The organism is Serratia sp. 25CWL12, from assembly GCF_055790885.1.
On sequence record NZ_CM147698.1, the window covers coordinates 568,969 to 591,277 of the forward strand.

At 46.8% G+C, this 22,309-nt stretch carries 19 protein-coding genes and 1 tRNA gene; 12 read left to right on the plus strand and 8 right to left on the minus strand.

What is annotated here, in order from left to right:
* Window positions 1-18: 18 nt before the first annotated feature.
* From ACX9GV_RS02595 to ACX9GV_RS02630, 8 genes are all read left to right on the plus strand, one after another.
* The gene (locus ACX9GV_RS02595) at window positions 19-1,017 is read left to right on the plus strand and encodes an ArdC family protein (protein ID WP_473196952.1); all 999 of its coding nucleotides are present in this window, start codon (window positions 19-21) and stop codon (window positions 1,015-1,017) included.
* A 22-nt stretch (window positions 1,018-1,039) separates the two neighbouring features.
* Entirely contained in the window at window positions 1,040-1,360 is a 321-nt protein-coding gene (locus tag ACX9GV_RS02600; protein ID WP_473196953.1) for a TA system toxin CbtA family protein, read from the plus strand.
* Between the two features lie 86 nt (window positions 1,361-1,446).
* Window positions 1,447-2,148 carry an N-6 DNA methylase gene (locus ACX9GV_RS02605; RefSeq protein ID WP_473196954.1) on the plus strand — a complete coding sequence of 234 codons (702 nt, stop codon included), beginning with the start codon at window positions 1,447-1,449 and terminating at the stop codon, window positions 2,146-2,148.
* A gap of 233 nt (window positions 2,149-2,381) precedes the next feature.
* Entirely contained in the window at window positions 2,382-4,088 is a 1,707-nt protein-coding gene (locus ACX9GV_RS02610; protein WP_473196955.1) for a class I SAM-dependent DNA methyltransferase, read from the plus strand.
* On the plus strand, window positions 4,078-5,499 hold the full coding sequence (locus ACX9GV_RS02615; RefSeq protein WP_473196956.1) for a restriction endonuclease subunit S: 1,422 nt from the start codon (window positions 4,078-4,080) through the stop codon (window positions 5,497-5,499). The genes ACX9GV_RS02610 and ACX9GV_RS02615 overlap by 11 nt, the downstream gene beginning before the upstream one ends.
* A 14-nt stretch (window positions 5,500-5,513) precedes the next feature.
* Complete coding sequence (locus ACX9GV_RS02620; RefSeq protein WP_473196957.1) at window positions 5,514-6,566, plus strand: restriction endonuclease; 1,053 nt, start codon at window positions 5,514-5,516, stop codon at window positions 6,564-6,566.
* Between the two features lie 60 nt (window positions 6,567-6,626).
* On the plus strand, window positions 6,627-9,758 hold the full coding sequence (locus ACX9GV_RS02625; protein ID WP_473196958.1) for a type I restriction endonuclease subunit R: 3,132 nt from the start codon (window positions 6,627-6,629) through the stop codon (window positions 9,756-9,758).
* A 241-nt stretch (window positions 9,759-9,999) separates the two neighbouring features.
* Complete coding sequence (locus ACX9GV_RS02630; RefSeq protein WP_473196959.1) at window positions 10,000-11,436, plus strand: TraI domain-containing protein; 1,437 nt, start codon at window positions 10,000-10,002, stop codon at window positions 11,434-11,436.
* A gap of 31 nt (window positions 11,437-11,467) precedes the next feature.
* Here ACX9GV_RS02630 and ACX9GV_RS02635 read toward each other — a convergent pair whose 3' ends face one another.
* Genes ACX9GV_RS02635 through ACX9GV_RS02650 form a run of 4 tightly spaced genes read right to left on the minus strand, consistent with a single transcriptional unit; the run spans window position 11,468 to window position 15,527 of the window.
* Window positions 11,468-13,192 carry a hybrid sensor histidine kinase/response regulator gene (locus ACX9GV_RS02635; protein ID WP_473196960.1) on the minus strand — a complete coding sequence of 575 codons (1,725 nt, stop codon included), beginning with the start codon at window positions 13,190-13,192 and terminating at the stop codon, window positions 11,468-11,470.
* Entirely contained in the window at window positions 13,193-13,687 is a 495-nt protein-coding gene (locus tag ACX9GV_RS02640) for a putative pterin-binding protein (RefSeq protein WP_473196961.1), read from the minus strand.
* Complete coding sequence (locus ACX9GV_RS02645) at window positions 13,680-14,672, minus strand: glycosyltransferase family 9 protein (RefSeq protein ID WP_473196962.1); 993 nt, start codon at window positions 14,670-14,672, stop codon at window positions 13,680-13,682. The genes ACX9GV_RS02640 and ACX9GV_RS02645 overlap by 8 nt, the downstream gene beginning before the upstream one ends.
* Before the next feature lie 6 nt (window positions 14,673-14,678).
* Window positions 14,679-15,527 (minus strand): helix-turn-helix domain-containing protein, encoded by an 849-nt coding sequence (locus ACX9GV_RS02650; RefSeq protein ID WP_473196963.1) that lies wholly within the window; start codon window positions 15,525-15,527, stop codon window positions 14,679-14,681.
* A gap of 614 nt (window positions 15,528-16,141) precedes the next feature.
* Between ACX9GV_RS02650 and ACX9GV_RS02655 the strand changes: the two genes are divergently transcribed.
* Window positions 16,142-17,125, plus strand: a complete 984-nt coding sequence (locus ACX9GV_RS02655; RefSeq protein ID WP_473196964.1) for a tyrosine-type recombinase/integrase — start codon at window positions 16,142-16,144, stop codon at window positions 17,123-17,125.
* Window positions 17,126-17,376: 251 nt separating this feature from the next.
* Here ACX9GV_RS02655 and ACX9GV_RS02660 read toward each other — a convergent pair.
* The 4 genes from ACX9GV_RS02660 to mutY form a co-directional block, all read right to left on the minus strand.
* Window positions 17,377-17,452, minus strand: a tRNA-Phe gene (locus ACX9GV_RS02660).
* Between the two features lie 128 nt (window positions 17,453-17,580).
* A complete protein-coding gene (gene mltC / locus ACX9GV_RS02665) occupies window positions 17,581-18,651 on the minus strand; it encodes a membrane-bound lytic murein transglycosylase MltC (RefSeq protein ID WP_023489079.1) in 1,071 nt (356 codons plus the stop codon).
* A 144-nt stretch (window positions 18,652-18,795) separates the two neighbouring features.
* Entirely contained in the window at window positions 18,796-19,068 is a 273-nt protein-coding gene (locus tag ACX9GV_RS02670) for an oxidative damage protection protein (protein ID WP_473196965.1), read from the minus strand.
* A gap of 43 nt (window positions 19,069-19,111) precedes the next feature.
* A complete protein-coding gene (gene mutY / locus ACX9GV_RS02675; protein WP_473196966.1) occupies window positions 19,112-20,167 on the minus strand; it encodes an A/G-specific adenine glycosylase in 1,056 nt (351 codons plus the stop codon).
* Window positions 20,168-20,342: 175 nt separating this feature from the next.
* Here mutY and trmB point away from each other — a divergent pair, with 175 nt between their 5' ends.
* The 3 genes from trmB (at window position 20,343) to ACX9GV_RS02690 (ending at window position 22,182) form a co-directional block, all read left to right on the plus strand.
* On the plus strand, window positions 20,343-21,062 hold the full coding sequence (gene trmB / locus ACX9GV_RS02680) for a tRNA (guanosine(46)-N7)-methyltransferase TrmB (protein WP_473196967.1): 720 nt from the start codon (window positions 20,343-20,345) through the stop codon (window positions 21,060-21,062).
* Window positions 21,062-21,388, plus strand: coding sequence for a YggL family protein (locus tag ACX9GV_RS02685; protein ID WP_023489075.1), 327 nt, complete (start codon window positions 21,062-21,064; stop codon window positions 21,386-21,388). The genes trmB and ACX9GV_RS02685 overlap by 1 nt, the downstream gene beginning before the upstream one ends.
* Window positions 21,389-21,465: 77 nt before the next feature.
* Window positions 21,466-22,182 (plus strand): YggN family protein, encoded by a 717-nt coding sequence (locus ACX9GV_RS02690; protein ID WP_023489074.1) that lies wholly within the window; start codon window positions 21,466-21,468, stop codon window positions 22,180-22,182.
* Window positions 22,183-22,309: the final 127 nt, after the last annotated feature.

Genomic DNA, 22,309 nt, shown 5'->3' on the forward strand with positions numbered 1-22,309 from the left:
TTTATCTGGAGACTGACCATGACAACCAAACACACCAAGAAAAAGGCGGTAGCAGGTCGCCAGGATAAAGCGGACCTGTTCCAGGTGGTGACGGATAAAATCATCGCCGCACTGGAAAAGGGCACCTCTCCTTGGCGCAAACCGTGGAAAACCGTCGCCGGTGGCCACACTGCCAGTATGAGCGGATTACCGGCCAATGCGGTGACGGGGCGTGCCTACAGCGGCATCAACGTGCTGCTGTTGTGGATTGATGCGGCGGACAAGGGGTTTACCTCTCACCGTTGGCTGACATTCAAGCAGGCACTGGATGTTGGTGGAAACGTCCGCAAGGGCGAGAAATCGACGCTGGTAACCTTGTTCAAGCCGTTCGAGAAGAAAGAGACTGACGAACAGGGCAAGCCGCTGTTTGATGAACAGGGGAATGCCGTGGTTTCCCAACGGAATTTCATGACCAGTTTTCATCTGTTCAATGTCGAGCAGTGTGAGAATTTACCTGACAGACTGTTAGCGCCGGTGACCGTGGCCGGTGAGGCAGAAGACACACCCGAGCAAGACGATATTGTACGTATCCAGCGGGCAGAACAGGTGATCGCCTGCAGTGGTGTGCCAGTGGACCATCGGCATCAGGACCGGGCGTTTTACAGCCCTGCTGCTGACCGAATCACCATGCCGGAGGCCGTGCAGTTCAACTGCCCGGCAGATTACTACAGCACGTTGCTGCATGAATTGGTGCACTCCACCGGTCATATCTCCCGACTGGCGCGAGAAGGTATTACGTCTTCAGCGCGTCGGTTTGGTGACCCGGTGTATGGGTTCGAAGAATTGGTGGCGGAAATCGGTTCGGCATTTTTGTGCGCCGAACTGGGTATCCAGGGTGACGTTCAGCATGAAAGCTATATCGCTTCCTGGCTGAAGGCACTGAAGGAAGACAAGAAGGCTATCTTCCAGGCAAGCCGTTTTGCCCGTGAAGCCTTTGAGTACCTTATCTTACGTGAACAGGCCCTGGCTGCTGCCTGAGCCGCTATTGGAGGAAGACACGATGGACACGATTGCAATTCGCGAATACCAAAAGATAGCGGCGTTCTTACTGGAGAAATACTTCGGGCTGACGTTGAACGACACCAACCTGCATGACGATGCTGTTGTACAGGAACTGGTCGAGCTTAACGTGCCGGTGTTTGAAGCCATTAACCAACTGGTGGAGAAATACCACCTGGACCGGATAGACCAGAACGCCTGGTCGCCCCGGAGCCCGTTGTTGACCGCGAGCCACTTTATGGTGGCCGTCTTGGAGACAGTGCCGGAAAACGTCCAGCTTGTCCGTATCGATGCAACGGATAGCAGCCCGACCCCGCACTGACTTTTTACCCAAGGTTAGTCAATAACCTGCCCCCCAGGGAAACATTTCCCTGGGGGATGTTTCCCGTCATTTCAGGAAACATCCCTATGGCAAACCACAACAACCCGCACATTGCGGCGTTTATTGCATTATTTAACCAGACGGCCCGTTATCATCACCGCTACGAGGTGTTTCGGGATTTTGTACAGATGGCGGCGTGCGCCGTCCACAATCAGGTGGTTTTTTCGCCACCGTTTGAGGATGAGTATCTTGGCTTGGTCAAGCGTTATGAACGTGACGACGTCAATCGGATGGGGAAGCTGTTAGGTATTCTCCGCTGTGGCTTGGGTCTGCAACAGCCGATTTACGATGATGTGCTTGGCAGGATATTCATGAGCTTGGAACTGGGTGATACGCACCGTGGGCAGTTTTTCACACCGTTCCACATCTCGCGGATGATGGCGATGCTGACGGTGCATGACCTGGAGAGCAGATTGGAACAAGCGCCATTCCTGATCGTGGGTGAGCCAGCCTGTGGTTCAGGTGGGATGGTTATCGCGGTGGCCGAGCAGTTTAGCCAGGCGGGGTATCCCCCAAACCAGCATCTGTTCGCTTCCTGCGTTGATATAGACACGGTGGCAAGCGCCATGTGTTTTTTGCAGTTGGCATTGTTGCAGATACCGGCAGAAGTCATTACCGGTAATTCGCTCACCGCGCAGTATCGCCGGGTTCTGCGAACGCCGGCTTACTATCTGCATGGATGGCCAGCACGTTTGGAGAGTAACGAAAAATCAGTGGTAGCATACTGAGTACAACGCCCTGGAAGCATCGGGGCGTTTTTTCTATGTTCGACCCGGCCTATCAACATGTACTTTTGCTCAGTAGTGATCCGCCATACTCATCCTCCTATTTTTTACCGTTTTGACTAATTCCTCCCATTCCGTGCGTCATGTCGTTGGTGATTACCGCGCTAGCAGGTATTATTTTGTGATACGCATTCCAAAAACTCCGTTTGCGCCGGTGCTGATTTTTAAGGATTTTGATGAACAACAACGAACAGCTTTTTCTGAACGAGCTGGATAACAAGTTCTGGAAGGCCGCCGACAAGCTGCGCGCCAATATGGATGCCGCCAACTACAAGCATGTGGTGCTGGGGCTAATTTTCCTTAAGTATGTTTCTGATGCCTTTGAGGCCCGCCAGCAGGAGTTGCTCCAGTTGTTCCGCGAACAGGGCAACCCGGACAATATCTACGCCATACCGCGTGACGATTACGCCTCTGATGAGGAATATGCGCAAGCATTGTGTGATGAGCTGGAAGTTGAAGACTATTACAGCGAAAAGAACGTGTTCTGGGTGCCAAAAGCGGCACGTTGGGAGACGCTGAAAAACAAAGCGGCACTGCCTATTGGGGCTGTGTTGTGGGCTGATGACGCTGGGCAGGACGTGAAGCTGCGCTCGGTTTCCTGGCTGATTGATAACGCGCTGGATGAGATCGAAAAGACCAACCCGAAACTGAAAGGCATTCTTAACCGCATCGGTCAGTACCAACTGGGTAATGAGGTGCTAATTGGCCTGATTAACACCTTCTCGGATGCTAACTTTAGCAACCCGGAATATAACGGCGAAAAACTGCCGCTTAAAAGCAAAGATATTCTCGGCCACGTTTACGAGTATTTCCTCGGTCAGTTTGCCTTGGCAGAGGGCAAGCAAGGCGGCCAATACTACACACCAAAAAGCATCGTTACCCTGATTGTGGAAATGCTCCAGCCGTATAAAGGCCGGGTGTACGATCCGGCGATGGGTTCCGGCGGTTTCTTTGTCTCCAGCGATCGTTTTATTGAGGAGCACGCGGGCGAGCAGCACTACAACGCCGCCGAGCAGAAACGCAATATTTCGGTCTACGGCCAGGAGTCCAACCCGACCACCTGGAAGCTGGCGGCGATGAATATGGCGATCCGCGGTATCGATTTTAACTTTGGTAAAAAGAACGCCGATACCTTGCTGGACGATCAGCACCCGGATCTGCGCGCCGACTTTGTGATGGCCAACCCGCCGTTCAACATGAAGGAGTGGTGGAACGCCAAGCTGGAAAAAGACGTGCGCTGGCAATATGGCACCCCGCCACAGGGCAACGCCAACTTTGCCTGGATGCAGCATATGATCTACCACCTAGCCCCCAAAGGCTCGATGGCGTTGCTGTTGGCCAATGGTTCGATGAGTTCCAACACTAATAACGAAGGGGAGATCCGTAAGGCGCTGTTGGAAGCGGATCTGGTGGAGTGCATGGTGGCTTTGCCAGGGCAGTTGTTTACCAACACCCAGATCCCCGCTTGTATCTGGTTGCTGACCAAAGATAAATCCGGTGGCAACGGCAAGGCGCACCGCAAAGGCGAAGTTCTGTTTATTGATGCACGCCAGATTGGCTATATGAAGGACCGGGTACTGCGTGATTTCACCAAAGAAGATATTGCCAAAATCGCCAATACCTTCCATGCCTGGCAGCAGGATAAAGCGTATCAGGATGAAGCTGGTTTCTGCTTTGCCGCCACGCTGGAAGAGATTAAGAAACACGATTATGTCCTGACGCCGGGGCGCTATGTGGGTGCTGCCGAACAGGAGGAAGATAGCGAACCCTTTGCCGAGAAGATGGCCCGTTTGACCGAGCAGCTAAAAGTTCAACTGGCAGAAAGCGCGGAACTGGAAATGCAGATTAAGGCGAGTCTGGGGGGGCTTGGTTATGAGTTTTAAAACTTATGTTTTAGCTGAACTCATCGAAAAGTGGATCGACAATCGTGGCAAAACACCTCCGCTGTCAAGTATAGGAATACCGTTGCTTGAGGTCAAAAATTTGCCGGCGAATGGCATCTACCCGCAACTCGAAGGAACAAAATATGTTAATCAAGAAACGTATGACTCTTGGTTCCGTGCATATTTGAAGCCAGAAGATATTCTGTTCTCAACAGTTGGAACCACTGCTAGGGTAATAATGACCCCAAAGGATAAAACTGTTGCCATAGCACAGAATGTTCTCGGCATCCGTTTCAAAAAGGAAATTGTTGATTCGTGGTATATGTTCTATTACATGCGTGGCAGAAAGTTTCAGCATGATATTGAATCACGCTTAGTAACAACTGTTCAAGCAAGCATCAAACGAGCGGACATGGTTGGAATAGAAATTGCGCTTCCGCCATTGTCTATTCAACGATCAATTGTTCAAAATATTTTTGGACTTGACCAAAAAATCCAACTAAACCACCAAATCAACCAAACACTAGAGCAAATGGCGCAAGCGCTATTTAAAAGCTGGTTTGTGGATTTTGAACCGGTAAAAGCCAAAATTACCGTTCTGGAAGCTGGCGGCACATTAGAAAATGCCATGTTGGCGGCAATGACGGCAATTTCCGGTAAGGATGGCACTGCCCTGGCCGTTTTTGCCCGTGAACAGCCGGAACAATATGCTGAACTCAAAGCCACCGCAGAGTTATTTCCGGCTGCCATGCAGGGGAGTGAGTTGGGGGAGATTCCGCAGGGGTGGTATTGTGCAGATCTATCAAGTTTGGCGCTACTTAATGCGTCATCATGGACAAAGAAAAATACGCCTGAGTCAGTGAGGTACGTGGACCTGGCAAACACAAAATGGGGGGCAATTCACTCTACGGAGGAGTTTGTCTTTTCTGAAGCGCCCAGTCGCGCGCGTAGGATATTAAAATCTAACGATACTATTGTGGGAACAGTCAGACCGGGTAATGGCTCTTATGCGCATATCAGCGTTGATGGACTTACTGGTAGCACTGGTTTTGCAGTGCTCACCCCGAAGCGTGATGCTTTTGGCGAGTTTATATATTTAAGTGCGACCGCAAAAGACAACATTGAACGCCTTGCACACTTAGCTGATGGCGGCGCTTACCCTGCAGTTAACGCGGATGTTGTTCTTTCAACACCGTGTGTAATTCCTGCTGAGCAAAAAGAAATGGAGCGTCTACTAAGTGTATTCAGTTCAAAAGTAAAAACGTTGTTTACATATAGAGCATGCAACTTTGAGCAGAATGTAGCTCTTTCCCAACTCCGCGACACCCTAATCCCCAAACTTCTTTCCGGTGAAATTACCCTCCCTGATGCAGAAGCCAGGGCAGCGCAAACGGAACCCCAGGAAGCCTAATTAAGGACAACGCCATGGAACTTTGGTTAACCCGTGCAGGTTCACAGGGGGAGTTTGAGCAAAAATTCCTCGAAGAGGGGCGCATCTACCTTACCTGGGATGAGCTGAACGACGACTTATCCAAGTTGGATAGCCGCCAGTCGTTGCTTGAATTGTTGCAACAGGTTTACCCCAACGAGAAACTCAAACGCTTGCAGAACCACAGCAGCCAGCTCTGGCCCTTTGCCAACGTCATGCAGCGTGGGGATTGGGTGGTATTGCCTTCCAAAAAACAACCGGTGGTCTATGTGGGGCGCATTACCGGGGATTATGTTTATAACCCGGCTGGCCCAGATCCTTATTACCACTGGCGCAGCGTAGAGTGGTTTGGGCAGGAGATCCCACGGGCCTACTTTGGCCAGGACCTGCTCTATAGCTTCGGTGCCTTTATGACCATCTGCCGCATCCAACGCAACAATGCCTTGGAACGGCTGCAAGCTATGTACAAGAATGGTTGGCAAGCAGAAAGAATCTCGTCCCAGATCCATGCCAGTCTGAGTTCTACCCGCTTGGACAGCAACGATGTCTCTAACGATGCCGAGAGCGAGCCAGACCTGGCGGATATGGCCAAGCAGCAGGTGATAAGGCTAATCGAATCGCGCTTCAAGGGGCATGAACTGACCCGCCTAGTCAAAGCCATTCTAGAAGCCCAGGGTTACACCACTTGGCAAAGCCCGGAAGGAGCCGATGGTGGGGCAGATATTCTGGCTGGCAACGGCGTTATGGGCTTTGGTAACCAGACCATCTGCGTCGAAGTGAAGTCTGGCAACGGCACGGTAGATCGCCCAACGGTCGATAAGCTGTTGGGAGCAATGTCCAAATTCAACGCCAACCACGGTTTATTCGTGGCTTGGGGTGGCTTTAAGCAGCATGTTCCGCGCGACATGGCCTCGAGTTTCTTCCGCTTACGCCTGTGGTCGCAGGATGACTTGCTGGAACAACTGTTCGCGGTTTACGACAAGCTGGATGAAGAACTGAAAGTGCAGTTGCCACTTAAGCGGGTATGGGCAGTCGCTTCTGACGAGTAGGGCCTTATTCAAGCAGGGAGCCTGACTGAAAAGCCTGCGCAATACTGAAGGAACAACAGCATGACCGAAGAGCAGTTGGAACAACAATGCCTAACCTGGTTTGCCGAAACCGGCTGGGAGGTTCATCACGGCCCGGATATTGCGCCAGACGGCAGCGATCCGCAGCGCGGTTCTTATCATGATGTTTTCCTGCGTAGGATACTGACAGACAGTCTACGCACGATTAACCGACACTTGCCTGCCGACGTTTTCGAACAGGTTATCGCCAAGGTCACTCACGCACAAAGCCCCGATCTGGTGGTCAGTAATCAAGCCTTCCATCATCTGCTGCTGGAAGGTGTGCCGGTGGAATATAAGAAAGGCGATGACGTTATCCACGATCACGCCTTCTTAATCGACTTTGCACATCCGGCCAATAACCGCTTTATGGTGGTTAACCAAATGACCATCACCGGCGCTAAACAGCCACGCCGCCCAGATGTTATCTGCTTTATCAACGGCCTACCGATAGCGGTAATAGAACTTAAAAGTCCGACGGAGGTTAACGCCGATATCTGGGCAGCATTCAACCAACTGCAAACCTATAAAAACGAACTCGGCGATCTGTTTATCTGTAATGAAGCGCTGGTGGTGAGTGATGGTTACCATGCCCGTATTGGCTCCCTCACCGCCGATCAAGAACGCTTTATGCCCTGGAAAACCCTAAGCCACGAGAACGACAAACCGTTGCTGGAATGGCAACTGGAAACCCTGGTGAAAGGTTTCTTCAACCGCGAATTGCTGCTTGATTACCTGCGTTACTTCATTCTGTTTGAACGTGACGGCAAGCATCTGATTAAAAAAATTGCCGCTTATCATCAGTTCCACGCGGTGCGTGAAGCGGTACGCGCCACCATCGTGGCCGCTACCGGCAAGCATCTGGCACTGCGCAGCAATATTCAGCCTGGCAGCAAAAAAGCCGGGGTGGTGTGGCATACCCAGGGCTCCGGCAAAAGCATCTCGATGTGTTGCTATGCCGGTAAATTGTTGCAGCAGGCGGAAATGGATAACCCGACCATTGTGGTGGTCACCGATCGCAACGATCTGGATGGCCAACTGTTTACCACCTTCTGCCAGGCGCAGGATCTGCTTAAGCAGTTGCCAGAGCAGGCGGATGATCGTGAAAAGCTGCGTGAACTACTCAATGCCCGTGAGTCTGGCGGCATTATCTTTACCACGGTGCAGAAGTTTACCCCGGAAAAGGGCGAGAAAGCACACCCGGCGCTTAACCTGCGCGGCAATATCGTGGTGATTTCCGACGAAGCACACCGCAGCCAATATGGGCTCAATGCTACGCTGGACCGGGAAACCGGCGAATACAAATACGGTTATGCCAAGCATATGCGCGATGCGTTGCCGAACGCCTGCTTTATGGGTTTTACTGGCACCCCGGTTTCTGCTGACGATAAAGACACCCGTGCGGTATTTGGCGATTACGTCTCGATTTACGATATTCAGGATGCGGTGGACGATGGCGCAACGGTGCCGATCTTCTACGAATCCCGCCTCGCCAGGCTCGATCTCAACCATGAGGAACTGGAAGCCCTTTCCGACCAGGTGGATGAACTGGTTGAGGACGAAGAGACTGAGCAGCAGGAGAAAACCAAAGGGGAGTGGAGCCGACTGGAAAAACTGGTGGGTTCAACACCGCGCTTACAGCAGGTGGCCGAGGACTTAATCAAGCACTTCGAGGCACGTAATGCCACCATTAGCGGTAAAGCGATGGTGGTAGCCATGAGCCGGGATATCTGCGTGCGGCTTTACAAAGCGCTGGTGGATCTGCGCCCAGAATGGCATAGCGATGACGTTGAGAAAGGTGAGATCAAAATCATTATGACCGGTTCCGCCTCTGATAAAGCCCATTTGCAACCGCATATCTACAATAAGCAGACCAAAAAACGTTTGGAAGCGCGTTTTAAGGATGTGAATGATCCACTGAAGATCGTGATTGTGCGCGATATGTGGCTGACCGGTTTCGATGCCCCTTGCTGCCACACCATGTATATCGACAAACCGATGCGTGGTCATAACCTGATGCAGGCTATTGCCCGCGTGAACCGGGTGTTTAAAGATAAACCCGGTGGCCTGGTGGTGGATTACATCGGCATTGCCAATGAGCTCAAGCAGGCGCTCAAAACCTATACCGATTCGAAAGGCAAAGGGCAAACCACCATCAATACGCATGAAGCCTTCGCGCTACTACTGGAAAAGCTGGATATCATTCATGGTATGTTTGCCAAAACCGCCACTTCGCCGGGCTTTGACTATGCTGGCTTTGAAACTAACCCAACACCACTGTTGATTGGGGCGGCAAACCATATTCTCAGCCTGGATGAGGGCAAAAAACGTTTCTCTGATACTGTTCTGGCGATGACCAAAGCCTGGTCGCTGTGCAGTACGCTGGATGAAGCCGAGCCGCTGAAGAGAGAGATCGCTTTTCTGTGTGCGGTAAAAGTGGCAATCACCAAGTTTGGTACCCCCGATAAAAAACTCAGCGAAGCAGAAAAGAACTCGGTACTGAGCCGCATTCTGGATAATGCTGTTGTGGCCAATGGTGTGGACGATGTGTTTGCGATGGCCGGTTTGGATAAGCCGAATATCGGCCTGTTGTCTGACGAGTTTTTGCAGGAAGTACGTGATATGCCCTACCGTAACCTGGCGGTGGAACTGCTGCAAAAACTGCTTAACGACGGTATCCATGCCCGTACCCAGAACAACGTAGTGCAGACGAAAAAGTATTCCGATCGTCTACAGGCGGTGCTCAACCGCTATAACAGCCGGGCAATAGAAACCGCGCAGGTGATCGAAGAATTAATCCAGATGGCAAAAGAGTTCCAGGCAGCGATGGCGCGGGATGATGCGCTGGGGCTGAACCCGGATGAAATCGCCTTCTATGACGCGTTGGCAGAAAACGAAAGCGCGGTGCGTGAACTGGGCGATGAGGTGCTGAAAAAGCTGGCGATAGAAGTGACGCAACAACTGCGTAAATCCACTACCGTTGATTGGCAGGTGCGTGAGAGCGTGCGGGCAAGGTTGCGGATACTGGTACGCCAGACGCTGCGCAAGTATAAGTATCCACCGGATAAAACCGCCGGGGCGGTGGAACTGATCCTCAAACAAGCAGAAGTGGTGTCGAATAGCTGGACGGTGTAGTTCACATTAAGACCAGTCTAGAGTCTATGGCTGGCCTGCGTGTTTGTAATATGAAGAGAAATCATATGCAATATATTGAAATTTATATAAAAGCATCTTGTTGAGTTGGCGCGCAATATCTTGGGAAGTTAGTCAGGAAGGGGGGCTAAAAAATACTTTTTTCTGATAAAGAGTTGTCGGTTGCACTCTGGATCAAGACAGATAAGGTAGCGGGATTGCTCACCTGATCAGGGCTCCCGCTATGCTACGTCTGAAACTGAGGTCTTTTTTTCGTCCCGTCGTTTCTTCACCTGTTGATTCTACACTCTCTGTCCCTTCGGGGTATTCGTTGCCGCTATCAGCAAGCAGCATGCTATCAGAGGCTAAACGCCAGCAATGGCTGCAAATCCTATGGGACTACTCCTCGCTACCAAAAGACCTGTACCAACAGTATTACCTGCAGCCGCTTGAGCGTTGCGTCAGCCTGATGCAGAAGTTTCCGGCCACCGAGAACGGCCATCATGCCTACCTCGGCGGCATGGTGGATCACCTATTGGAAACAGTGGCCTATGCCGCCCGCCTATCAAAAAACTATTTGCTCCCGGTGGGAGCCCCACCGGAAGAACAGGCATCACAGGGGGCTGCCTGGAATGCGGTGATTGTCTATGCCGCGATGCTGCAGGTACTTGAGGGGGTGTGTCATGTTGAGGTCGAACTGGAAAGCGGGCAGCGCTGGATGCCAATTAATGTCATACCTGGTGAGCCCTATCGTTTTCGCTTTGCACCGGTGACTGATGTGCTTCAGGTTCAGAGCTTTGGTGCAATGTTGGCCTGGAAAATCATTCCTGACAAGGCGCTTCAGTGGTTGAGTGTTTGGCCAGAGGTGCTAAGAACGTTGTCGCTGTATTTAACGGGGTTTCGTAACGAATCAGGGATCGTTAATGCCATTGTCTCGGAAGCGATCCGCACATCGATAGGAAAAACTGCACCTACTGTGGCAGATCCTGCTTTAGCAACGACACTCCCCGTTGTTCTGGAGGCAACATTGCCGTTGACTACCATTGTGGCCAATAACCCCGCAACTATTCTTTCCGTACCTTCTGGTGAAGGTAACGCACCTGTTGCCCTTGCTACCTCACTGGACAGTGCTGTCACCCAGAACGTTCTCAACGTTGATCCTGCAGAACCCGTTGTAGAGGATGTTACGGGGGACTTATTAGCCGTTATGGGTTTTTCGGAGTCGACTAGTTTGATCGAGAATCAGGGAGAAACATTAACGCAAGCGACGGCGGTAGCATCGACAGCAGAATCTTTGCACCCAAGCCAGGCTAGTGTAGGGGAGGTTTTCTATCAATGGTTGAAGAAGTGTCTTTTAGAACAATCCATTGCGGTAAATGAAGCGAAGTCCCCTGTCCATATCATTGCGGGCTATGTGTTTATGAGGTCACCGACAATTTTTTATCAGTTTATTGCTGAAAGGAAATCAACATTGTCGGAACAATCGCACGATTGGCGCGTTGTACAAAAACAATTTGAGAAACTGAAACTCCATAAACGCCAGTCGGATGGAACGAACGTATACCGCTGTCAGGAAAACAAAACCGGTAAATCGTTCAACGGCTATCTCATCCCCGCAGCAAAAATTTATGGTGCCATTCCGCCCCCGTCTGGTAACTCTTTGACGATGAAGCCTGTATAGGTAATTTTAAATAAAGTGCAAAAATTGCACTTTATTTATCTTCCATAACTAAATAGATTTGCTTATTGATGTCTCTCATTCTGACCGGTTTAGTCAGCATGGGCACAGATGATATAGGGCTTTCAGCCGAATAGGCGCTGATGAAAATAAATGGTGTATTTTTATTTGGACCATCCATAGTACGAGTTTTTTTGTAAAGTTCATCACCGGTCATTATCGGCATTTGAAGATCACTCAATACCAGGTCATATGATTTCCTCAATAGTTTCTCCAAAGCACGCTTGGGTGAAGTTGTGTACTCAGCCTTATAACCTGCACTATCCAATAATGATGCTATCGAAGTACAAGACATTTCATTATCATCGACGAGAAGAATTCTGATATTTTCATACTTTGAGTTGAATGAATGATCCTGTTCATCCACTTGATGCTCATGAACGAAGGGGGATATTTCTATAGGAATTTTCACAGTAAAAATACTTCCTTTCCCGATGTCACTTTTAACAAAAATACTTCCCCGCATTGCTTTTATAACCCCGTTAACGATAGCAAGGCCCATACCAAAACCAGGGATCTCTTTACTATTGTTTATTCTTACAAATGGAGAGAATATCGATGCTATTTTGTCTTTAGGTATTCCTTGCCCACTGTCCTCCACGATAATAATTAGCGTGTTATTATTTTCGATTGATGCTGTTATAAAGACATTGCCTATCTCTGTGTATTTAATAGCATTGGTGATGAGATTTTCCATTATTTGCATCAGTCGAGCTGAATCACTAATAATGAAAATATCAGGTATGTCCTTCGCCGTAACTATAACTGAGGGTTTAGGTAGTAGAACGACAGAGTCGCTAATGGATGTGTTTATTAGGCGCTTAAGATTAAATAAGGACGTGTTAATTTCAACGTTTCCGTTGTCAATTTTCGCAAATTCGGCTAAATCCTTCATTTGTCGCTCCATTTTTGTCGCCGCATTCTCTAAGCGATAAAAATGTTGCTTGTTATAATCATTGTTACTAATTACAACATCTACAGAAGATATTATTGCTTGTAATGATGTTCTTAATTCGTGGCCAATAACCCCTAAGAATGCATTTTTATTGTTAAATGCTTTTCTCTCTGAATCTAACAGTCGGTTTAATTTAAAAAGATAAAAGGAGGTTATGAAACATAACGATGAAATTAAAATGGCAGTTATAGTAAGTAGAATAAAAAGTTGCTTTCTTTTTTCTTTGAAATCTTCTAATGCCATTGTTCTTTGCTTGACTTCGGCATGGTCAGCCAAGTTGTTTAATAACGTAGAGTAAGGTTTCATTTCATTGACGATTTCAACAGCTTTTTTTATATCTGTATTGTCTGTGTTGATATATGAATCAACAACATTAAGTTTATCATATATGGCGTCAATGGTTTCTTTATATCCTTCTTGTCTATATAACGGTATCGTAGACTCACTTTTATTTCTTATTGATTGCACTCTTGAATATAATATATCTAGTTTTTCTTTTATCTCATCCATGTCTTTATCATTAGAACCGGTTAAATAATTAACTTCTGAAACCTTAACTAGTGAATAAAACTCAGATAGTTGAATTGAAAATTTAGCAATCGCCCATGAGTAGTTTTCTTGTGTGCCAGTTATAGCATACAAGGATTTATCCGAAAGCATTGAGTTATATTTTATGATGGCGGAAATAGAAAAAGTTAACGCAATTGATATTCCTGAAAGTAAAAGAAGGAAGTTTTTTTTCATTTACATCACCAATATCTTGTTTATTTGCCAAACAAACCGCGATAAATATATTGGTTTGTTTAGACCTGAAATATCATCAATTGGATAAATGCTAAAGTAAGGACCAAAATCTCTTGTTGTGAGCGTCTTACCATCCATTTTATTCGCTATAATAACACCATAGGCCTCAACGTCAGAAATCGGAATATCTACCCAGTAATCATTTAACGCGCTGACTCTAAGAGTAGTTCCATATGCACCTACTTTATGTAATATATCTTTAAGCGCGACACCTTCAAATGTTGCACGATAATCTTTTGGTGTCCAAGATGTTGTTGTTTTTATTGTTGATTTATCCATTTCATCAAAAATCTCCTTTGATAAAATAAAAAAACCATCACTATTTTTTATTTTTATCTTACCTTCTATTATAATATCTCCAACTTTAGCCATAGAAGAGAGTGGAACGATGAATAACATAAATAACAAAGAATAATATTTTATAATATTAAGCATAAAAAGCCTCAAATTTGGAATCAATTAAATTAATGAGATTGGCATTCTCATTACTATGTATTCCGTCGGTTTCAACTGTACCAATATAGTATGACTCGCAATTTTTATAATACAAACTACGAAATTCAGGTCTTACAGTAGTGAATATACATGTTGTTGGTATTTCAAATCCTGCACCAATATGAAGAGCTGATGAGTCGCATGTGTATAAATATTTTGAGTTCTTTATTATAGAAATGAAGTCTTCTGTTTTTCTTGAAAACTCACTTATATTTGTGTAGTTATCATGTTCAATGTCAGTAAATCCAATTACTTTACTTTGATACTTCTTACTGAGTTCATCTACTATTTTTTGATGAAAACGTGATGGGATACTTCTAATTTTAGTGCTTGCATTAGGGCAAAATAAAACGTAATCATTTAATGCAAACTCAGGTAGTTTTATATCTTTAAGCCAATGGTTTGATTTTTCACAGTCTTCAATATCGTTTGGTTCAATTCCAAGATTGTATAGAAAGAAATCATGCATTTCTCTTTTAGAAAATTCTTCCCAATACAATTGATTCCCCATGTCTATAATTATACCATCTTGGGAGTAGGGGATTTTTTCTATATGAAAAGGCATGTATGATAAAGTGTCAATGACATTGCTTGACAATGTGTAAACGTCATTAACATAGCTAGGGCATTTCTCTGGTCTTATGACTTCAATATTGATATTCTTGTTTATTCTTTTTACTGTAGATAATGCATTTATTCCGATGACAGAATCGCCGAGTGTGACTCCCATACCATTTATAATGATAAGTTTTTTTATATTTTTGTAATTTACTTTTATTTTCTTTTTTGAATTGTTATGAATTATATCTTTTTCTAGTGGCATTAAATTTCCGTCAGTCACTACCTTGCTAACACCGTAAGGTGAAACAATAAATTTCCCTTCTAATAACAGGCTGCCATTATATTCTAACAATAATTTATTCATATATGTCTATTTAGAAAAGTATTTATCTAGATTAGATTTAATTAAATTTGCCCGAATTGGTTTTTCGTAAGGACCAGTGATGTCGTAGTCGTGAATGGCATATGAAACTTCTTGATCTACGATCCCTTCTAGTTGCCCTGTGAGTACCAGTATCATTGAGTTTTTCTTTTGCGACTGCCTGATTTTCTTAATCGTATTGAAAACGGTTTTGTCACCAATAACCCAATCTAAAATATATGCATCATATGGGGAGTTATTTAAGCTATTCTCCAAGTCTTCAATTCTATAAAATGTATCTACGCTATAACAATCTCTACTTATAATATCTTTTAGACTGTCGACAATGATTTTGTCGTCATCAAGAATAGCTATTCTATGTTTTACAGTCTCTAAAGTTTTTGGGTAAACATGTAGATATTTAATGTTTCTTTTTGACTCAAAAAGAAAATCGTCTTTAATTTCATCGGTTCTAATAACAAACCATCCATCGTTAATTTTTAGAGCTGAATATTCTGTGGTTTTATTGATGTCTTCGTCAGATAGATAAATTTTACATGTTAAATCAATTTTGCCATTGTTCCATGTTGCTTCATGAATTTCAGTTACTGAATGGTTATACATGTCAAAAAAGTCACTCATTTCCATATCGATAGATTTAATGACCTTAATTAACTGGGACACTTCCCATTTTGATGCTCCACTCAATTTTTTATGAGCGGCGGCTGTAGTGATATCCAAAACTCGACCAGTATAGCCAATGTGCTTTTGCTTTGGTACTCCCTTCATTGTTAGAACTCTGGATATCATTTCTCCCAGAGAATTGTCAATTTTTTGATCTAGATCACAGTTCATCATTAGTCACACCCTCTCAGAACTATATCGTTTCGTATCAGTAGTGATTCTAACCGTAAAGTTTTTTTTATCAATAAAAACAATCCCTTTCCATGTCTTTTAATGATAATTTATTTCTCAAAAGTATCATAAATATGATTTAATATCGCATTAGTTGTTAAAATGTTGCAAATGATACCTATTTGATGTAGGTTCTGTGATGTAAATGATGCGTGATAACTAATACCGGGGGAAGATGGAATAATAATAATACTAAGGGAATAAGTAATTAAATTATGCTTTATGTTATTATTTAAATTAGATTTTTCTTGCTGAACTCATGTGGCGCTCCGGTAACAATGGAGCGTCTTTTATGAAATAAATTTTTAAAATACATATAGAGTTTTTCATAGTAGCCGTTATTTTTCTTCCTAGAGTGGAACACCTGTTAACTATCAGGATAACCACGCTATGCACATACCAGAAGGAAACGGTCAGGTTTTGCAACTGCTTGATGCAGTTTATATTCGAAACAGGTGGCCAGTACCAATCTGGCAAATGAATATTGCTGAAATGTTTTCGCATTTCCGGCAGGTAGTTCTTTGATTACTTTATGGAGCAATCCTGGAGAACATCTGGTGACTTGTGAACAGTTAGTAACATTTGATGCGCTATTAGACCATTATTTTTTCAGTCATGCGGTCCGTAATGACACCGAGTGGAGTTATCGAAAGGTGGTGAGGACTTTTTTAAGGTTTACCACTAAAAATCCGAATGAGGTTGATAACAGAGTGGTGCTCGAATGGCGCAGGCATGTTTTGAAAGAGCAGCAATTACAAGCGACAACCTGGAATAATAAGGTGACGCATATGAGGGCGCTGTTCAATTTCGGAATGAAGAACGGATTACTACAGCATAAGGATAATCCTTTTAACAAAGCAGTGGTGCGGGCAGGAAGGAAAAAGAAGAAAATCCTGACAGAGGCACAGACGGAGGCCGTCTATCGGCTGATGGCGCAGTATGAGGAGCAGGAGCGGTTGCAGGCCATGAGTTTGGCGGTGAACTGGCGGGTCCATGCCTGCCAGCCTGCCTGGTTCTGGCTGACGGTGCTTGATACCCTCAGTTACACCGCGATACGTCAGAACCAACTTCGCCACATACGTATCTGTGACGTCAATCTTGAAGATCGTTGGCTTGATTTGATTATCGCCGGAGCGAAGAATCACCGTGAACTGCGTATTCCCATCATTACCGAACTTTTTCCTCGTTTGGAGATACTGGTGACCCGCTCACTGGAAGCGGGTGCCGAACCGGAAGAACAATTGTTCAATGTGAACCGTTTTGATGTGGGGCGCAGGGCAAAACAACAGGGTGAAATGACCGACATGGGCATCTATCCCATTCGAGCCTTTTTTCGGCGGTTATCGAAGGAGTGTCGGTTTGTCGTCAGCCCCCACCGTTTTCGGCATACAGTGGCCACCAATCTGATGAAGTCTCCGGATCGCAATATTCATGCCGTGAAGCGTTTGCTAGGCCATTCTAGTTTGCGTTCTACGCTGGAGTACATTGATGAGGACGTGGAAAGTTTGCGGGAGATTATGGAACAGGAGTTCAAGCGATAGTTGAACGATACGATGGTTAACGGTATCCCCTTGACATAATTTGACATTCCAAGACGAAGTCTGTAAAAATTGTATATGAAAAAACCGCCTGTTGGAGCAGGCGGTTTTTCAAGAGCCTTTTACAATAACCGGGTAATGGTAGCACTGAATAAAATCAATCAGCCATTTTACTTGGGTTATCGTGTGCTTTGACTCGTTTTCGAACCCATCATTTTTTCATCCTGAAAGAATGACAAGCGCTTCTGAATAAGTGGTGCCCGGACTCGGAATCGAACCAAGGACACGGGGATTTTCAATCCCCTGCTCTACCGACTGAGCTATCCGGGCAACGGGCCGCATTAAACCGTATTGCTGATGTGGCGTCAATCAGTTTCTGCTACAAACAGATTTACTTGTTCTCTTTTCAGTCAAAATAGTCATTTTTCATCAGGTCATGACAGGGTGATGAGTTATTTTCACCGATATTTTTTCTGGGCGTTGTTGACCTTCACCAGGTAACGGCGTGATTCACTGGCCGGGTGCTTGGTGGTGAGGGTCTGGAAAACATCGCCCGGGGGCATGCTGTTGATAATGCTCGCGGCACGCGCTTTGTCACTGTGGAATACCCGAAGCACGCTGCCTGCGCCACCATTGTATGCGGTGATCACCGCGTAACGGCGTGAAGTCGGGTTTTGAATACCACCCAGATAGTTGTTCTGCAAAATCGCCAGATAGGCGGTGCCGGCATCAATGTTATTTTCTGGATCAAACAGATAGCTGCGGCTTGGAATGCCCGATTTCCCCTTCATCAGGAAAACATCTTTACCGGCAGTATGTTGCATGACCTGCATCAGCCCGAGTGCATCTGAACCGCTTACTGCATAGGGGTTGAAGCTGGATTCAGTCTGCATAATTGCCAGGATCAGCGATTCATCGACACCGTATTTTTGTGAAGCTTTGCGCACCATGGGCAGGTATTTATGCGCACGTTTATCCAGGTGGTTAGGCACCAACTGAATGTTGACCGAGTAGATCACATGCAGGCCAGAGGTGCGGCGTTGTAATTTATGTTGCAGCAGGTAGTCGGCAAACTTAGCAGCGCGCCATTCCCAGCGGATACTCTGGCCTTCATTATCCAGCACCTGCCCATAGAGGAACGGCTCTTTACTGATCTGGATGTCATTGGCATCAGAATAAAGATCAATAGAGCCGGGGTCATCCCCAATCAGCAAGGTGGTGATAATCGCCTGACGTAGATGAGCGGCGGGATCGGTAGTGGCAATGGTCTCGACAGTGATGGTGCCTGAAACAAAGTTAATATGGCTTCGGGTTTGATACTGGTCAGTATATTTGACGTAATCTTTCGGGCCAGCGATCAGAACTTCGTTCATTCCCCAGATATTCTCGATGTTGTGGGCAAATTGCCCCATCAGAATGTCAAAGGCGTTGGTGTCTTTGATATAGGCTTCGTTAACTGCTTCATCTTTGTTGCTGGAACAAGAGATCAGCAAAGGTGCTATCACGAGTAACGTTAAAATTTTCTTCATGTCAAAGCCGTATACAATACTTGCTGCGTGACTTGGTCCATCAGGGCCTGGCTCCTGCGGAGCCAGCGTAAGCGTTGTTTAAAACACCCTGCGGTTGTCCTGCAACTGGAATGAACTTAGGTACATAACGCTAGCTGCGTAAATTTACTGACTGGGTGGTGTGTAACCTTCAATATGCACATCCTGCCCTTCGAAAAGATAGTTGATCATCTCTTGTTCCAGCAGTTTGCGGTCATCAATGTTCATCATATTGAGTTTCTTTTCATTGATCAGCATGGTTTGCTTTTTCATCCATTCTGCCCAGGCCTCTTTGGAGATTTCGTTATAGATGCGCTTGCCAATATCACCAGGATAGAGCTGGAAATCCTGCCCGTCGGCGTCACGTTGCAGGAAAGTACAAAAAATGGTTCTGCTCATGCTAATTCCTCATTAATAGTTATACCGAAATAGTGATACCGGCTTAGGGCAGGGACTGTTTCGCCAACTGCTGCAACAGCCTTTCAACAGGCGTTGCCAGCCCGACCGATGGCGGCTGCGCTAAGTTATACCAGAGACCAGCATTCTCATCCATGGCACCAGCGACTTTATCGATGTTTAGCCACATGGGCACAATGTCCAGATGAAAGTGGCTGAAAGTGTGGCGAAATGCCGTCAACTGCTGTAGGTGGTTAGTGCTCAGGCCGCGCTGTTGTAACCAATACGCCAGCTCTTCTTGGGTGCTGAACTGTGGAAAGCAGAATAACCCGCCCCATAAACCTGTGCCTGGTCGCTGTTCCAGCCAGACTTTATCGCTTTGTTGCAACAGCAGGAAGTAGCTGGTTTTTTCTGGCAGCGTCTGTTTCGGTTTTTTGCCCGGATAGTTGGCCCAACTGCTGTTGCCGTTGGCACTACAACCTAGATTGAGGGGGCAAAGATCACATTTGGGTTTACTGCGGGTGCAAATCATCGCCCCCAGGTCCATCATTGCCTGGTTGTATTGACCAACACCGTCTGCGGGCGTCAGTTCTTCACTCAGTTGCCAGAGGCGGTTCTCCACGTCTTTCTTACCTGGCCAGCCATCGACTGCGTAACAACGTGCCAGTACCCGTTTGACGTTGCCGTCAAGTATGGGGTAGTGCTTGCCCATCGATAAAGAGAGGATCGCCCCGGCGGTTGAACGGCCAATACCAGGCAGAGCGACAATTTCTTCCAGGGTTGTGGGGAACTCGCCGCCGTGTTGTGCCACAATAGTTTGAGCCGCTTTATGCAGGTTTCTGCCGCGTGCGTAGTAACCTAAACCGGTCCAGAGATGCAGCACTTCATCCAATGGTGCTTCAGCAAGGGCGCGCAAGTTTGGAAAGCGTGCCATAAATCGCTGAAAATAGGGGATCACTGTGGCAACCTGAGTTTGTTGCAACATCACCTCAGAGAGCCATACTTGATAAGGTGTTTTATCGAGTTGCCATGGCAGCGTCTTGCGACCATAGCGTTGGTACCACTCAAGCACCAGGTGCGAAAACTGTTGCGCTTGCATCATAAATGGGGGCGTTATCCGGCGGTTAATGATCTTATTGATGGGCGATTGCAGCATAGAGTCAAGGTGCTGTAAACCGGAACTTTCAGGCAAGTAGCGTGATGAATGCTTGCTAAACCAAGGTATCTTTGCATAATGCGCGTTTCCCTAATTGGCAGTTCAACAGATAGAAAGCACTATGATTAATGACGTCATCTCTCCGGAATTTGATGAAAACGGCCGCGCGATGCGCCGTATTCGCAGTTTTGTCCGCCGCCAAGGGCGTTTGACCAAAGGCCAGCAGTACGCGCTGGATAACTATTGGCCGGTCATGGGGTTAGAATATCAAGTTGAACCTGTCGATATGGCGGCGCTATTTGGCCGAGAAGCCCCGACGGTACTGGAGATCGGCTTTGGCATGGGGGCGTCTCTGGTCACGATGGCGACCCAAAACCCGCAGCAGAATTTCCTGGGGATTGAAGTTCACTCCCCGGGTGTCGGGGCCTGTCTGGCGGATGCCCATGAAGCGCAATTGAGTAATTTGCGGGTAATGTGCCATGATGCGGTAGAAGTCTTGCAAAATATGATTCAAGACGCTTCACTGGATATGGTGCAGTTGTTTTTTCCCGATCCGTGGCACAAAGCACGGCATAACAAACGTCGCATTGTACAGCCGCCGTTTGTTGAACTGGTGTTAGGTAAATTAAAAATCGGTGGGGTATTTCATATGGCCACCGACTGGCAACCTTATGCAGAGCATATGCTGGAAGTGATGAATAACACCGCCGGGTACCGTAATCTGTCTGTCACTCAGGATTATGTGCCTCGGCCAGAATCACGTCCGCTGACAAAATTTGAATTACGAGGCCAGCGCCTAGGACATGGCGTTTGGGATTTGATGTTTGAGAGGGTTAAATAATGGCTAAGAACCGCAGTCGTCGCTTACGTAAAAAAATGCATATTGACGAGTTTCAGGAATTGGGCTTTTCCGTTGCCTGGTGTTTTGCTGAAGGTACTGCTGTCGAAGATATCGACAGCACATTGGATGCGTTTATTGATGAGGTTATCGAACCTAACGGGTTAGCGTTTGATGGCAGCGGCTACCTACAGTGGGAAGGCTTGGTCTGTTTGCAGCAGATTGGCCATTGTACCGATGCCCAGCGCGACCTGATCAAAAACTGGTTGGAAGCACGCCAGTTGAATGAGGTAAGGGTTAGCGCGTTGTTTGACATTTGGTGGGACTAACCTTGCCAGATAGACCGCAGAACGGGTAACGGGTATCACAGGAAGCTCTTTTAAAGAAAATCAGGTTAATGAAAACCATGTTAAAGAAAACCGCAGTAGCTTTACTGTTGCTGTCTGCGTTGCCGGTTTCTGCGCAGTACCAGTGCAATGTCAGGCCGCAAGATGATGTCATTATCACGCCACATCAGGTGCAAGTGGTGGGAGCAAGTGGGGACCTTAATATTTCTCCTGATGGTGATGTCACGCACAACGGTAAGGTGATGAGCCTGAATGATAACCAGCGTCAAAAGGCGTTTAGTTATCAGCAGGCATTGCGCAAAGATTTACCCTTGATCGAACAAGGGGCACAGCAGCACCTGGAAAAAGCCCGGGTGGCGCTGGATAACGTGATTGTCAAACAGTTGGGTAGCAGCAGTAATGTGCGTAATCGCCTGACCACACTGAATACCCAGCTTAAGCAGCAGATGAATCGTGTTATTGAGCGTCGCAGTGATGGTTTGGCATTTCACCACAAGGCGATCAATCAGGTTGAACAGGATTCACGCAATATTGTGCAGCAGAGTTTGGGCGGTGTATTGCAAGATAGCCTGAATGAAATGGGGATCAAGCAGGTGGCTAATGCTGCAGGCAACCCACTGCAGGCGCTCATGGGCAATTTGGGTGGCTTGCAACAAGCCATTAAAAATGAATGGAGCAGCCAGGAGCAGGGGTTCCAGAACTTTGGCCGCGACGTTTGCAACCGGGTGAGTGCATTAGAAAACCAGCGTAAAGGCCTGATTAAAGCGCTGAAGTAAGGTTTGATAGATATGGGGCAGAGGTTGCCCCATCTATACCCGTCGCCAATCAAACTGCAGCGGTGTTGGCTGCCTTCGCTCACCCGAATCACTTACTCTAGTAAGCTCATCGGGATTCGTTCAGTTG

What these genes read in the sequence shown, in the direction of transcription:
- ACX9GV_RS02615 (WP_473196956.1), top strand. Translation starts at nt 4,078, where the DNA reads ATGAGTTTTAAAACTTATGTTTTAGCTGAACTCATCGAAAAGTGGATC.
- ACX9GV_RS02605 (WP_473196954.1), top strand. Translation starts at nt 1,447, where the DNA reads ATGGCAAACCACAACAACCCGCACATTGCGGCGTTTATTGCATTATTT.
- ACX9GV_RS02650 (WP_473196963.1), bottom strand. Translation starts at nt 15,527, where the DNA reads ATGATGAACTGTGATCTAGATCAAAAAATTGACAATTCTCTGGGAGAA.
- ACX9GV_RS02625 (WP_473196958.1), top strand. Translation starts at nt 6,627, where the DNA reads ATGACCGAAGAGCAGTTGGAACAACAATGCCTAACCTGGTTTGCCGAA.
- ACX9GV_RS02620 (WP_473196957.1), top strand. Translation starts at nt 5,514, where the DNA reads ATGGAACTTTGGTTAACCCGTGCAGGTTCACAGGGGGAGTTTGAGCAA.
- ACX9GV_RS02690 (WP_023489074.1), top strand. Translation starts at nt 21,466, where the DNA reads ATGTTAAAGAAAACCGCAGTAGCTTTACTGTTGCTGTCTGCGTTGCCG.
- mltC (WP_023489079.1), bottom strand. Translation starts at nt 18,651, where the DNA reads ATGAAGAAAATTTTAACGTTACTCGTGATAGCACCTTTGCTGATCTCT.
- mutY (WP_473196966.1), bottom strand. Translation starts at nt 20,167, where the DNA reads ATGATGCAAGCGCAACAGTTTTCGCACCTGGTGCTTGAGTGGTACCAA.
- ACX9GV_RS02640 (WP_473196961.1), bottom strand. Translation starts at nt 13,687, where the DNA reads ATGCTTAATATTATAAAATATTATTCTTTGTTATTTATGTTATTCATC.
- ACX9GV_RS02685 (WP_023489075.1), top strand. Translation starts at nt 21,062, where the DNA reads ATGGCTAAGAACCGCAGTCGTCGCTTACGTAAAAAAATGCATATTGAC.
- ACX9GV_RS02645 (WP_473196962.1), bottom strand. Translation starts at nt 14,672, where the DNA reads ATGAATAAATTATTGTTAGAATATAATGGCAGCCTGTTATTAGAAGGG.
- ACX9GV_RS02600 (WP_473196953.1), top strand. Translation starts at nt 1,040, where the DNA reads ATGGACACGATTGCAATTCGCGAATACCAAAAGATAGCGGCGTTCTTA.
- ACX9GV_RS02595 (WP_473196952.1), top strand. Translation starts at nt 19, where the DNA reads ATGACAACCAAACACACCAAGAAAAAGGCGGTAGCAGGTCGCCAGGAT.
- ACX9GV_RS02670 (WP_473196965.1), bottom strand. Translation starts at nt 19,068, where the DNA reads ATGAGCAGAACCATTTTTTGTACTTTCCTGCAACGTGACGCCGACGGG.
- ACX9GV_RS02630 (WP_473196959.1), top strand. Translation starts at nt 10,000, where the DNA reads ATGCTACGTCTGAAACTGAGGTCTTTTTTTCGTCCCGTCGTTTCTTCA.
- ACX9GV_RS02635 (WP_473196960.1), bottom strand. Translation starts at nt 13,192, where the DNA reads ATGAAAAAAAACTTCCTTCTTTTACTTTCAGGAATATCAATTGCGTTA.
- trmB (WP_473196967.1), top strand. Translation starts at nt 20,343, where the DNA reads ATGATTAATGACGTCATCTCTCCGGAATTTGATGAAAACGGCCGCGCG.
- ACX9GV_RS02610 (WP_473196955.1), top strand. Translation starts at nt 2,382, where the DNA reads ATGAACAACAACGAACAGCTTTTTCTGAACGAGCTGGATAACAAGTTC.